Annotated in this window: 11 protein-coding genes and 1 pseudogene; 10 read left to right on the plus strand and 2 right to left on the minus strand. The window is 60.0% G+C overall.

The window, feature by feature from the left end:
• Positions 1-31: 31 nt before the first annotated feature.
• A complete protein-coding gene (locus tag LOY38_RS26125; RefSeq protein ID WP_258697681.1) occupies positions 32-1381 on the minus strand; it encodes an aspartate aminotransferase family protein in 1350 nt (449 codons plus the stop codon).
• 125 nt (positions 1382-1506) lie between these two features.
• On the opposite strand from LOY38_RS26125, the gene LOY38_RS26130 reads away from it, so the two are divergent.
• The 6 genes from LOY38_RS26130 (at position 1507) to LOY38_RS26155 (ending at position 8106) form a co-directional block, all read left to right on the plus strand.
• Positions 1507-2427, plus strand: coding sequence for a LysR family transcriptional regulator (locus LOY38_RS26130; RefSeq protein WP_258697682.1), 921 nt, complete (start codon positions 1507-1509; stop codon positions 2425-2427).
• A gap of 197 nt (positions 2428-2624) precedes the next feature.
• The gene (locus tag LOY38_RS26135) at positions 2625-3275 is read left to right on the plus strand and encodes a TetR/AcrR family transcriptional regulator (protein WP_258697683.1); all 651 of its coding nucleotides are present in this window, start codon (positions 2625-2627) and stop codon (positions 3273-3275) included.
• A gap of 7 nt (positions 3276-3282) precedes the next feature.
• On the plus strand, positions 3283-3864 hold the full coding sequence (locus tag LOY38_RS26140) for a YigZ family protein (RefSeq protein WP_258697684.1): 582 nt from the start codon (positions 3283-3285) through the stop codon (positions 3862-3864).
• Between the two features lie 632 nt (positions 3865-4496).
• Positions 4497-6062, plus strand: coding sequence for an ABC transporter ATP-binding protein (locus tag LOY38_RS26145; RefSeq protein ID WP_258697685.1), 1566 nt, complete (start codon positions 4497-4499; stop codon positions 6060-6062).
• Between the two features lie 11 nt (positions 6063-6073).
• Complete coding sequence (locus LOY38_RS26150) at positions 6074-7180, plus strand: ABC transporter permease (protein ID WP_258697686.1); 1107 nt, start codon at positions 6074-6076, stop codon at positions 7178-7180.
• Positions 7180-8106, plus strand: coding sequence for an ABC transporter permease (locus LOY38_RS26155; RefSeq protein WP_258697687.1), 927 nt, complete (start codon positions 7180-7182; stop codon positions 8104-8106). The genes LOY38_RS26150 and LOY38_RS26155 overlap by 1 nt, the downstream gene beginning before the upstream one ends.
• Here the strand turns inward: LOY38_RS26155 and LOY38_RS26160 are convergent.
• Positions 8103-8294: pseudogene (locus LOY38_RS26160) on the minus strand (hypothetical protein); the annotation flags it as partial. The gene LOY38_RS26155 and the pseudogene LOY38_RS26160 sit on opposite strands and share 4 nt — an antisense overlap.
• A 49-nt stretch (positions 8295-8343) precedes the next feature.
• Here LOY38_RS26160 and LOY38_RS26165 point away from each other — a divergent pair.
• From LOY38_RS26165 to LOY38_RS26180, 4 genes are all read left to right on the plus strand, one after another.
• The gene (locus LOY38_RS26165; protein ID WP_258697688.1) at positions 8344-8709 is read left to right on the plus strand and encodes a MerR family transcriptional regulator; all 366 of its coding nucleotides are present in this window, start codon (positions 8344-8346) and stop codon (positions 8707-8709) included.
• A 25-nt stretch (positions 8710-8734) separates the two neighbouring features.
• Complete coding sequence (locus LOY38_RS26170; protein ID WP_258697689.1) at positions 8735-9421, plus strand: SDR family oxidoreductase; 687 nt, start codon at positions 8735-8737, stop codon at positions 9419-9421.
• Between the two features lie 241 nt (positions 9422-9662).
• Positions 9663-11021 (plus strand): 8-oxoguanine deaminase, encoded by a 1359-nt coding sequence (locus LOY38_RS26175; RefSeq protein ID WP_258697690.1) that lies wholly within the window; start codon positions 9663-9665, stop codon positions 11019-11021.
• 237 nt (positions 11022-11258) lie between these two features.
• Positions 11259-12341, plus strand: coding sequence for a BMP family ABC transporter substrate-binding protein (locus LOY38_RS26180; RefSeq protein ID WP_258697691.1), 1083 nt, complete (start codon positions 11259-11261; stop codon positions 12339-12341).
• Positions 12342-12382 lie beyond the last annotated feature (41 nt).

The raw sequence follows: 12382 nt of genomic DNA on the forward strand, positions 1-12382 counted from the left end.
TTCTTTCTATTAGAGGGAATAGAGGGAGAAATCAGTCGGTCTTGTTCAGCACTTCGCCGACCGCATCGAACAGACGATCAAGGTCTTGCGGCTTGCTGTTGAAGGTTGGGCCGAACTGCAGGGTGTCGCCGCCGAAGCGCACATAGAACCCGGCTTTCCACAGGGCCATGCCGGCTTCGAACGGACGCACGATGGCATCGCCGTCGCGAGGCGCGATCTGGATTGCACCGGCCAACCCGTAGTTACGAATGTCGATAACGTTCTTCGAGCCCTTCAAACCATGCAACGCATTTTCGAAATGCGGCGCGACTTCAGCCACGCTCTGCACCAGGTTTTCCTTTTGCAGCAGGTCAAGTGCCGCCAGGCCAGCGGCGCAGGCTACCGGGTGCGCGGAATAGGTGTAGCCATGCGGGAATTCCACGGCGTACTCAGGCGTCGCCTGGTTCATGAAGGTCTGGTAGATCTCGGAGCTGGCAATCACTGCGCCCATCGGAATCGCGCCGTTGGTGACTTGCTTGGCAATGCACATCAGGTCCGGCGTCACGCCGAAGCTGTCAGCACCGAACATCGAACCGGTACGGCCGAAACCGGTGATCACTTCGTCGAACACCAGCAGGATGTTGTGCTGATCGCAGATCTCGCGCAGACGCTTGAGATAACCCTGCGGCGGAACCAGCACGCCAGCGGAACCGGCCAACGGCTCGACGAATACCGCTGCGATGTTCGAGGCATCGTGCAGTTCGATCAGCTTGAGCAATTCATCCGCCAGCGCGATACCACCCTGCTCCGGCATGCCACGAGTAAAAGCATTGCTCGCCAGCAAGGTGTGCGGCAGGTGATCGACGTCCATCATCGCCTGACCGAACAGTTTGCGGTTGCCGTTCACGCCGCCGAGGCTGGTGCCGGCGATGTTCACGCCGTGGTAGCCACGAGCGCGGCCGATCATTTTGGTCTTGGTCGCCTGGCCTTTCAGGCGCCAGTAGGCACGCACCATTTTCACCGCTGTATCTGCACACTCGGAACCCGAATCGGTGAAGAACACGTGATTCAGATTGCCCGGGGTCAGGTCGGTGATTTTCTCGGCCAGCTGGAACGACAGCGGGTGACCGTACTGGAAGCCCGGCGAGTAATCGAGGGTGCCCAATTGCTTGGCCACCGCCTCCTGGATTTCCTTGCGAGTGTGCCCGGCGCCACACGTCCACAGACCCGAGAGCGAATCGTAGACCTTGCGGCCCTTGTCGTCTGTCAGCCAACTGCCCTCGGCCGCTACGATCAGGCGCGGGTCACGCTGGAAGTTGCGGTTCGCGGTGTAGGGCATCCAGTGAGCGTCAAGCTTGAGCTGGCTGGCCAGGGAAGTCGGGGCGTTTTCAGGCACGTTCATGGGCAAAACCTCGCAGAGCAAATAAGCGGCGTGGAGATCAAAAGCGTTCTTGCAGCTAAATTGCCACGGGGATAAAGTCGATGAAATCCAACTTTTCTAACCTTCAGTCAGGCCCGAACTAAACTATGAGTACCCGTCGCCCCGATCCACTGGCGCAAGTCAGTGACTTTGATATCCGCCTGCTGCGGATTTTTCGCAGCGTGGTGGAATGCGGCGGCTTCTCCGCAGCGGAATCGGTGCTGGGCATCGGTCGCTCTGCGATCAGCCAGCAGATGAGCGATCTGGAACAGCGCCTCGGTCTGCGCCTGTGCCAACGAGGTCGCGCCGGTTTTTCCCTGACCGAAGAAGGTCGCGAGGTCTACCAATCAGCGTTGCAGCTATTAAGTGCGCTGGAAAGTTTCCGCACCGAGGTCAACGGCCTGCACCAACACTTGCGCGGCGAGTTGACCATCGGCCTGACCGACAACCTGGTCACCCTGCCCCACATGCGCATCACCCACGCCCTGGCTCAACTGAAGGAACGCGGCCCCGACGTGCAGATCCAGATCCGCATGATCGCACCCAATGAGGTTGAACAAGGCGTGCTCGACGGTCGCTTGCATGTCGGCGTGGTGCCGCAAGCCAGCGCGCTATCGGGGCTGGAATATCAGCCGCTCTACAGCGAGCGCTCGCTGTTGTATTGCGCGGTCGGCCATCCGTTGTTCTATGTCGACGACAAACAGCTGGACGATGAGCGTCTCAACCGCCAGGACGCCATCGCCCCGACCTTTCGTTTGCCCGCCGAGATTCAGGCTCATTATCAGGCGCTCAATTGCACCGCCAGTGCGTCGGATCGCGAAGGCATGGCATTTCTGATTCTGACCGGGCGCTACATCGGTTATCTGCCGGATCATTACGCCAGCCTCTGGGTACAGCAGGGCCGATTGCGTGCACTGAAACCCAAGGCACGCTTTTATGACCTGAGCCTGGCATCGGTCACACGCAAGGGCCGTCGTCCCCACTTGGTGCTGGAGAGTTTTCTGGAGAGCCTGGCGGCGACGCGTTGAGAACTTGTGGGAGCGAGCGTGCTCGCGAAGAGGGAGTGTCAGTCGATATTTATGCAACTGACACACCGCCTTCGCGAGCAAGCCCGCTCCCACAGGGACTGTGGTGTTCAGGATTTATCGCGTCGGGACTTGTCTGAGACGTGCGGGTGCGCTATCAACGCATCTGGTTGCACCCATCTACCTGTTCGGAAGTGCCTATGACCTTTGAAGTCCCAGCCCACGGCGGCAAACCCGCCAGCCGCATTCGTCAGAAGAACGAAGAGACCATCATCAAAGCCGCCGAAGACGAGTTCGCCCGTCACGGGTTCAAAGGCACCAGCATGAACACCATCGCGCAGAAAGCCGGGTTGCCCAAAGCGAATCTGCATTACTACTTCACCAACAAACTCGGTTTGTACGTGGCGGTGCTGAGTAACATCCTTGAGTTATGGGACAGCACCTTCAATACCCTGACCGTCGAGGACGATCCGGCAGAAGCATTGACGCGATACATTCGCGCAAAAATGGAGTTCTCCCGGCGCCAGCCACAGGCTTCGCGGGTCTTCGCCATGGAAGTCATCAGCGGCGGCGAATGCCTGACCGAGCATTTCAACCAGGACTACCGCAACTGGTTTCAGGGCCGGGCCGCGGTGTTTCAGGCGTGGATCGACGCCGGCAAAATGGACCCGGTCGACCCGATCCACCTGATCTTCCTGCTGTGGGGCAGCACCCAGCATTACGCCGACTTTGCCACGCAGATCTGCCGTGTCACCGGGCGCACCAGGTTGACCAAGCAAGACATGGAAGACGCCGGCAGCAACCTGATTCGCATCATTCTCAAAGGCTGCGGCCTGACGCCTTCGCTCTAAGACACTTATGCCTTTTACCCTCAGCGGTTTTTGCGAATACCGCGAAGAGATTCGCAAAAGCCGCTTCATCGCCCTCGCCGCGCCAATCACCAGCGCAGGTGACGCCCAGGCGTTCCTTGAGCAACACAGTGATTTGAATGCCTCGCACAATTGCTGGGCCTGGAAGCTCGGCGATCAATACCGCAGCAGTGACGATGGCGAACCCGGTGGCACCGCTGGCCGGCCAATCCTTGCAGCGATCGAAGCGCAGGAGTGCGATCAGGTCGCGGTCGTGGTGATCCGCTGGTATGGCGGCATCCAGTTGGGCACCGGCGGCCTCGCCCGAGCGTATGGCGGCAGTGCCAACAAATGCCTGCAAGGGGCACCGAAAGTCGAGTTGATCAGTCGGGTGCCGGTCAGTTGTGCCTGTGCATTTGGCGAGTTGCCGTTGGTGAAGCTTCGGGTGGCGGAGCTGGGTGGTTTGGTGGTGGAGGAAACCTTCACGGCCAATGGTGTGGAACTGCAATTGGCGATTGGCGACGAGCAGATAGATACGCTGCAAATGCAACTGGCGGATTTGAGTCGCGGGCGCATTTTGTTGCAGCGTTGAAGATCAAAGATCAAAAGATCGCAGCCTTCGGCAGCTCCTACGCCGACCTTGCCCACCCGTAATACCGGATAAACGCAAATCCCGTAGGAACTGCCGAAGGCTGCGATCTTTTGGGGCACCCCGATTTTCTTAGCCCTCGACACTTGCCCACATCTGCTGTGCACCCGGCTGTGGATAACCTGAGCACATTCTGCTGTAACCCTTCTGTCATGCGGCTTTGCGGGCTTTGCTCATTTTTCGTCCAACTCACCAGTCGTGACGTTTATTCCATGTAAAAACAGTCAGTTAGAGCGGTTTATCGCCATTAGAAGAAAGCCCCTCGGTGCTTATGCCCGTGCGGTCGGCTTGCGCACAAATACTGTGGAACAACCTGTGGATAACCCGTTCATGGCTGGCGCAGCGCCATATCCAACCTAGCGTGTAGCCTGTTGCTTGTTTTTTGACCAACTCATCGCGCGCAAAACCGGAGCCTGATCAAACGGCTTGCCCTCAAGTGGTGCCTGATTTGGAATTGGGATAAGGCGAGGCACCGTCGAAAAAGCCTATGCCTGCAAGGCTTTGCCGTTTTCCTGACTCAATGGCCAGGAAATTGCTTTATCCCCAGGCATAACTTCAGTTGACCCGAGCCTGTCATGTCCAACCCCGTGCCGATCCCCGATCAAACACCCCGCCTGCAATTGCGCAGAATCACCAAACGTTATCCCGGTTGCCTGGCCAACGACGCCATCGACCTGAGCATTGCGCCCGGTGAAATCCACGCCTTGCTCGGCGAAAACGGTGCGGGCAAAAGTACCCTGATGAAGATCATCTACGGCGTCACTCACGCCGACTCAGGGGAAATGATCTGGCAGGGCCAGCGCGTGAGCATGCGCAATCCGGCCCAGGCTCGCGGTCTCGGGATCGGCATGGTGTTCCAGCATTTCTCGCTGTTCGAAACCCTGAGCGTGGCGCAGAACATCGCGCTGGCAATGGGCGCCGCGGCAGGAACACCGAAGCAGCTTGAGCCGAAGATTCGTGAAGTGTCCCAGCGCTACGGCATGGCGCTGGAACCGGAGCGACTTGTCCACAGCCTGTCCATCGGCGAGCGTCAGCGGGTGGAAATCATTCGTTGCCTGATGCAAGACATCCGCCTGCTGATTCTCGATGAGCCGACGTCGGTACTGACTCCGCAAGAGGCCGATGAATTGTTCGTCACTTTGCGCCGACTGGCCGCCGAGGGCTGCAGCATTCTGTTTATCAGCCACAAGCTCGGCGAAGTACGCGCGTTGTGCCACAGCGCTACGGTGTTGCGCGGCGGTCGGGTGGCCGGGCATTGCGTACCGGCCGAATGCTCGGACCGGCAACTGGCGCAGTTGATGGTCGGTGAAGCCGCCGAGCTGATCACCGACTACCCAAAGGTCATGGGCGCTGATGCTTTTTTGAATGTGGCTGAATTGTCCTGGCACAACCCGGACCCGTTCGGCTGCTCGCTCAAGGACATTAATCTCGAGGTGCGCAGCGGCGAAATCGTCGGTGTCGCCGGGGTGGCGGGCAATGGCCAGGATGAGTTGCTGGCCTTGCTCAGTGGTGAAGAACGGTTGCCCCGCGATGACAGCGCGACGGTCCGTTTCGGCGGGCAACCGGTCGCTCATTTGCGGCCGGACGCACGACGCAAACTTGGTTTGGCATTCGTCCCCGCCGAGCGTCTGGGCCACGGCGCGGTGCCGGAGCTGAGCCTGGCAGATAACGCCCTGCTCACCGTATTTCAACAGGGGCTGGTCAGCAATGGGCTGATCCAGCGTGGCAAGGTCGAAGCGCTGGCCGAAGACATCATTCGCCGCTTCGGGGTCAAGACACCCAATGCCCAGGTACCGGCTCGCAGCCTGTCCGGCGGCAACTTGCAGAAATTCATCCTCGGCCGGGAAATCCTTCAGCAGCCCAGACTGTTGGTGGCCGCGCACCCGACCTGGGGCGTGGACGTCGGTGCCGCCGCGACCATTCACCGGGCGCTGATTGCCTTGCGCGACGCTGGCGCGGCGATTCTGGTGATTTCCGAAGACCTCGACGAACTGTTCCAGATCAGTGATCGCCTCGGCGCCTTGTGCGGCGGTCGATTGTCGGCACTGCAGGCCACCGTCGACACCCAACTGAGCGATGTCGGCGGCTGGATGGCCGGTCAGTTCGACGCTCCTCATTCACCTGCCCCCGTAGCGCTTTAACGGAGTTTCACATGCTGCTTTCTCTCGAACCCCGTGGCCAGCAATCGCGCCTGATGTTGTGGTGTTCGCCCTTGCTGGCGGCCGTGTTGACGCTGGGCTGCGGCTCATTGCTGTTTATCGCGCTGGGGCATGATCCACTGCTGACCTTGCACACGTTGCTGATTGCACCGATCAGCGACTTGTACGGCGTCTCCGAATTGTTGGTCAAAGCGTTGCCGATTCTGCTCTGCGCATTGGGCCTGGCAGTGGCGTATCAAGCACGGATCTGGAACATCGGCGCCGAAGGTCAGTTGCTGCTCGGCGCCCTGGCCGGCAGTGCGCTGGCGGTAAACATCATCGATATGCAAAGTCGCTGGGCGCTGGTGCTGATCCTGGTGGTCGGCACCTTGGCCGGTGCTGCATGGGCCGGCCTGACGGCATGGCTGCGCACACGCTTCAACGCCAATGAAATCCTTACCAGCATCATGCTCAATTACATCGCCCTGAATCTGCTGCTGTTCTGTGTCCACGGGCCACTGAAGGACCCGGCCGGGTTCAACTTTCCGGAGTCGGCAATGTTTGGCGATGCCAGTCGTTTGCCGCTGTTGCTGGAGGACGGTCGGGTTCACGCCGGGGTGTATTTCGCCTTGCTCGCGCTGGTGGCGGTGTGGGTGTTGTTGCAGAAAAGCTTTGTCGGCTTCCAGATCAAAGTGCTTGGGCTGGACAAGCGTGCGGCGGGTTTCGTCGGTTTTCGCGAGAAGCGGCTGATCTGGCTGGCGCTGTTGATCAGCGGCGGCCTGGCGGGGTTGGCCGGGGTATGCGAAGTCACCGGGCCCATCGGCCAATTGGTGCCGCAGGTTTCACCGGGTTACGGCTATGCGGCGATCACCGTGGCGTTTCTCGGGCGACTGAATCCCATCGGCATTCTGTTTTCCAGCCTGTTGATGGCGCTGCTGTACATCGGCGGCGAGAGCGCGCAGATGAGCATGAACCTGCCGCAAGCGATCACTCAACTTTTCCAAGGGATGATGCTGTTTTTCCTGCTGGCCAGTGACGTGCTGATTCTCTACCGACCGCGTTTGAACCTGCGCTGGGTACGGCGCACCTCGACCACCGCCGTACACGCAGGAGCCTTGTGATGGATATCGATCTGCTGAGCAATATTTTCTACGCGATGGTCCGCTGCGGTACGCCGTTGCTGCTGGTGGCGCTGGGCGAGCTGATCTGCGAGAAGAGCGGCGTCCTCAATCTGGGTCAGGAAGGCATGATGCTGTTTGGCGCGGTGATCGGTTTCATCGTCGCGCTGAACAGCGGCAATCTCTGGCTGGGTGTGTTGCTGGCGATGCTCGCCGGGATGCTGTTGTCGTCGCTGTTTGCCTTGGTGGCACTGGTGTTCAATGCCAATCAGGTGGCGACCGGGTTGGCGTTGACGATCTTCGGCGTGGGCCTGTCGACCTTTGTTGGCGCAGCGTGGGTCGGGAAGCCGCTGGCGGGTTTCGAGCCGGTGGCGATTCCGTTCTTGAGTGACATCCCGCTGATCGGGCGGATGCTGTTTGCCCAGGACCTGCTGGTGTACCTGTCGTTCGCACTATTTGCCCTGGTGGCCTGGATGATTCTGAAAAGTCGCGTCGGCCTGATCATTCAGGCGGTCGGCGAAAACCCGGACGCCGCCAGTGCGATGGGCTTGCCGGTGTTGGGCGTGCGCACGCTGGCGGTGCTGTTTGGCGGCGCAATGGCGGGATTGGCCGGAGCTTATCTGTCGTTGGCGTATACGCCGATGTGGGCGGAAAACATGAGCGCCGGTCGCGGCTGGATTGCTCTGGCGCTGGTGGTGTTTGCCAGTTGGCGAGTGTGGCGGTTGCTGCTCGGGGCGTATCTGTTCGGGCTCGCCAGCATCCTGCATTTGGTGGCGCAGGGGTTGGGGCTGGCAATTGCGTCGAGCCTGCTGGCGATGCTGCCTTATGTCGCGACCATTGTGGTGTTGGTGCTGCTGTCCCGGGATGCCGTGCGCACACGGTTGTATGCGCCGGTATCGTTGGGGCAGCCGTGGCAGGCTGGGCATTAAGCGGTGACCGGGCGGGCCTCTTCACGAGCAAGCCCGTTTCTACATCGCGAAGGCGCCCGAACAGGCAACACCTGAGCCACGCCCCACGCCAACTCAAAGAACAGGAAAATCGCCAAGAGCGAACTCGCCCCATAGGCCAGGGCATAAGCCTGCCAAGCCGAAAGCAGAAACCTGGCCACCGCGTCAAAGCTAAAACCTGGAGCATGCTCCAGGGTCAAGCCCTCTCGAGACATCAAGATGCGCATCGGTGAATTAGCCCAGGCCAGCGCCGTCAGCCGCGACACGTTGCGCTTTTACGAGCAACGTGGATTGATCGCCGCGCAACGCAGCGCCAATGGTTATCGCGACTATCCGGCGGAGATGGTGCAACTGGTGCTGTACATCAAGACAGCTCAGCGGTTGGGCTTTACCCTTGGCGAAATAGGTAATAGCGTTGTCGCGTTATGGCAGTCGCCCGACCCGGACAGTGCCGTCACGCAACTGCTGCAAGAAAAACTCAAGTTGATCGAAACCCGCATGACCGAACTCGGCGCGTTGTGCCACGAACTGCAACAACGGCTCGGTCAGCATTGTCCTTTAAGTCAGTATCCTTTGAATCCGTGATTCTCATCCATCAAGGAAGCCACTCATGTCCACGGCAAAAACCGCACTCATCATCGGCGCCTCCCGGGGCTTGGGCCTCGGCCTGGTGAAAACCCTGCTGGCCGACGGCTGGCAAGTCACCGCCACCGTGCGCAACCCGCAGAACGTCGAAGCCTTGCAGGCGTTGGGCAAGGTGCGGATCGAAAAACTCGACATGGACGATCAGCAAGCGGTGATCGCCCTCAGCCAACAGCTCAAGGGCGAGGTGTTCGACCTGCTGTTCGTGAATGCCGGGGTCAAGGGGCCGGAGGTCCAGACGCCGGGTGGCGCGACCCTGGCCGAGGTCGGTCAATTGTTCTTCACCAACGCCGTGGCGCCGATCAACCTGGCCCAGCGTTTCGTCGGGCAGATTCGTGAAGGCAGCGGCGTGCTGGCGTTCATGAGTTCGGTGCTGGGCAGCGTGACCATGCCCGACGCGCCGGAGCTGGCGCTGTACAAGGCCAGCAAAGCGGCACTGAACTCCATGACCAACAGCTTCGTCACGCAACTGGGCGAACAGAAGCTCACCGTGCTGTCGCTGCACCCGGGTTGGGTGAAAACTGATATGGGTGGCGAAGGTGCGGACATTGATGTGGAAACCAGCACCCGTGGGTTGATCGATCAGGTGAATGCGTATGCCGGCAAGGGTGGGCATCATTTTGTGAATTACAGGGGTGAGACCATTCCCTGGTAAACACCACATTCCCCTGTGGGAGCGAGCCTGCTCGCGATAGCGGTCTGACATTCAAAATTAATGCAGAATGCAATGGCCCCATCGCGAGCAGGGGTTTCGCGTTGTCCTGTCGGGCCGGGCTTGCCCGCGAAGCTTTTTTGTTCGAAACTCCGCACCTCGCCCCCGCGGCGACCCTGGATCAGCAGACAGGGCAACACTGAGCTGGCAACCCTGAACCTAACTTTCAGAGGAGCCGGCCACCATGCCTGCGACCCGTACTTGGTTAAAAAATCCCCTCGCCATTTTCACGGCCAACGCGCTCGATGCCCGTGGCGGTCTGGTGCTGCAAGACGGTTTGATCGTCGAAGTGCTCAGCGCCGGCCAGCAACCGTCTGCACCCTGTGGACAAGTCTTCGATGCCCGCGAACATGTGATCCTGCCGGGGCTGATCAACACCCATCACCACTTCTATCAAACCCTGACCCGCGCCTGGGCGCCGGTGGTCAATCAGCCGTTGTTCCCATGGTTGAAAACCCTCTATCCGGTCTGGGCCCGTCTCACCCCTGAAAAACTTGCCCTCGCTACGAAAGTCGCGTTGGCCGAGTTGCTGTTGTCTGGCTGCACCACCGCGGCCGATCACCATTACCTGTTTCCGGAAGGCCTGGAAAACGCGATCGATGTGCAGGTCGAGAGTGTTCGCGAACTGGGCATGCGCGCCATGCTCACTCGCGGTTCCATGAGCCTCGGTGAAGCGGACGGTGGCCTGCCGCCTCAGCAGACGGTGCAACAAGGTGAAGTGATTCTCGACGACAGCCAACGTTTGATTGCCGCGTACCACGAACGTGGTGATGGCGCGCAAATCCAGATCGCTTTGGCGCCCTGCTCGCCGTTTTCGGTGACCCCGCAAATCATGTCCGCCAGCGCCGAATTGGCGAACACCCTCGACGTGCGTCTGCACACGCACCTGGCGGAAACTCTCGACGAAGAAGACTTCTGTCTGCAACGCTTCGGCCTGCGCACCGTGGATTATCTGGACAGCGTCGGCTGGCTCGGTCCGCGTACGTGGCTTGCCCACGGCATTCACTTCAACCCCGACGAAATCGCCCGCCTCGGCGCAGCCGGCACAGGCATTTGCCATTGCCCGAGTTCGAACATGCGCCTGGCATCCGGCATTTGCCCAACGCTGGACCTGACCGCTGCGGGTGCGCTGCTGGGGCTGGGCGTGGACGGTTCGGCGTCCAACGATGCGTCGAACATGATCCTCGAAACCCGTCAGGCGCTATACATTCAGCGGCTGCGTTATGGCGCGGAAAAGATCACACCGGAACTGGTATTGGGCTGGGCGACCAAGGGCTCGGCGCAGTTGCTCGGGCGCACCGATATCGGTGAATTGGCGGTGGGCAAGCAGGCGGATCTGGCGCTGTTCAAGCTCGATGAGCTGCGCTTCTCCGGCAGCCATGATCCGGTTTCAGCGCTGTTGCTGTGCGGCGCGGATCGGGCGGACCGGGTGATGGTCGGCGGTAAGTGGCGGGTGATCGATGGGCAGGTTGAGGGGCTGGATCTGAAAGGGTTGATTGCCGATCACAACCAGGCGGCTCGGCAGCTGATCGCCAGCACCTGACACAACACCGCTCCCACGGTTTTGTGTGAGGCGCTCGCACCAGTGGATGGCATGAGTTGGAGCCGCTGCACCGGGTTGGCTCTGGTGATGAATTGAACATCAAAAGGTCGCAGCCTTCGGCAGCTCCACAGGAGCATGAACTCATGCCGCAGGCTGCGATCTTTTGATTTTGTTGTCCTATTGGTCAGCAATTTGCATTAGCCCCGCCAACCTCACAACAAAATGGAGTTCCAGTTCATGCATAAACGTCCGTTGAAGCAGCTGCTTTGCGCTGTCGCCGCAGCCATCGGTCTGAGCGTCAGCCTGACCGCCAGTGCCGCCGACCCGCTGAAAGTCGGCTTCGTCTATATCGGCCCGATCGGTGACCACGGCTGGACGTATCAGCATGAACAGGGACGCAAGGCGCTGGCAGAGAAATTCGGTGACCGGATCACCACCAACTACGTGGAGAACGTCGCCGAAGGCGCCGATGCCGAGCGGGTGATCCGCAATATGGCCAAGGACAAGTACGACCTGATCTTCACCACGTCTTTCGGCTACATGAACCCGACCCTGAAAGTCGCCAAACAATTTCCCAAGGTGACCTTCGAACACGCCACCGGCTACAAGCAGGACAAGAACCTCGGCACTTACCTGGCGCGCACTTATGAAGGTCGCTACGTCGGTGGTTTCCTTGCGGCGAAGATGACCAAGACCAAGAAGATCGGCTATGTCGCTTCCTTTCCGATCCCGGAAGTCATCCGCGACATCAACGCCATTCAACTGGCCCTGAACAAGTACAACCCCGGCACCGAGATCAAAGTGGTGTGGGTCAACTCCTGGTTCGACCCGGGCAAGGAGGCCGACGCCGCCAATGCGCTGATAGACCAGGGCGTGGACGTGGTATTCCAGCACACCGACAGCCCGGCACCGATCCAGGCGGCCGAACGGCGCGGCGTGTATGCCGTCGGCTATGCCTCGGACATGGCGCATTTCGGGCCGAAAGCGGTGCTGACGTCTATCGTCAACGACTGGGGGCCGCACTACATTCAGGCGACCCAAAGCGTGCTCGACCACACATGGAAATCCCAGGATTACTGGGGCGGTCTGAAGGAAGGTACGGTTGAACTGCCGATCAGCGACCTGGTACCGGCGGCGGTGAAAACCGAAGCCGAGCAGATCATTACCGACATCAAGAGCGGTGCATTGCATCCGTTCACCGGGCCGATCAAGGATCAGGCCGGTGTCGAGAAAATCCCGGCGGGTGCAACGGCAACCAATGCGCAACTGGCGTCGATGAACTACTACGTCGAAGGCATGAAGGCCGAGATGCCGAAGTGACTTAGCCAGACACGACACCCTGTGGGAGCGGGCTTGCCCGC

It is taken from the genome of Pseudomonas sp. B21-015, from assembly GCF_024749285.1.
Taxonomy (GTDB): Bacteria; Pseudomonadota; Gammaproteobacteria; order Pseudomonadales; family Pseudomonadaceae; genus Aquipseudomonas.

What these genes read in the sequence shown, in the direction of transcription:
- LOY38_RS26125 (WP_258697681.1), bottom strand. Translation starts at nt 1,381, where the DNA reads ATGAACGTGCCTGAAAACGCCCCGACTTCCCTGGCCAGCCAGCTCAAG.
- LOY38_RS26130 (WP_258697682.1), top strand. Translation starts at nt 1,507, where the DNA reads ATGAGTACCCGTCGCCCCGATCCACTGGCGCAAGTCAGTGACTTTGAT.
- LOY38_RS26135 (WP_258697683.1), top strand. Translation starts at nt 2,625, where the DNA reads ATGACCTTTGAAGTCCCAGCCCACGGCGGCAAACCCGCCAGCCGCATT.
- LOY38_RS26140 (WP_258697684.1), top strand. Translation starts at nt 3,283, where the DNA reads ATGCCTTTTACCCTCAGCGGTTTTTGCGAATACCGCGAAGAGATTCGC.
- LOY38_RS26145 (WP_258697685.1), top strand. Translation starts at nt 4,497, where the DNA reads ATGTCCAACCCCGTGCCGATCCCCGATCAAACACCCCGCCTGCAATTG.
- LOY38_RS26150 (WP_258697686.1), top strand. Translation starts at nt 6,074, where the DNA reads ATGCTGCTTTCTCTCGAACCCCGTGGCCAGCAATCGCGCCTGATGTTG.
- LOY38_RS26155 (WP_258697687.1), top strand. Translation starts at nt 7,180, where the DNA reads ATGGATATCGATCTGCTGAGCAATATTTTCTACGCGATGGTCCGCTGC.
- LOY38_RS26165 (WP_258697688.1), top strand. Translation starts at nt 8,344, where the DNA reads ATGCGCATCGGTGAATTAGCCCAGGCCAGCGCCGTCAGCCGCGACACG.
- LOY38_RS26170 (WP_258697689.1), top strand. Translation starts at nt 8,735, where the DNA reads ATGTCCACGGCAAAAACCGCACTCATCATCGGCGCCTCCCGGGGCTTG.
- LOY38_RS26175 (WP_258697690.1), top strand. Translation starts at nt 9,663, where the DNA reads ATGCCTGCGACCCGTACTTGGTTAAAAAATCCCCTCGCCATTTTCACG.
- LOY38_RS26180 (WP_258697691.1), top strand. Translation starts at nt 11,259, where the DNA reads ATGCATAAACGTCCGTTGAAGCAGCTGCTTTGCGCTGTCGCCGCAGCC.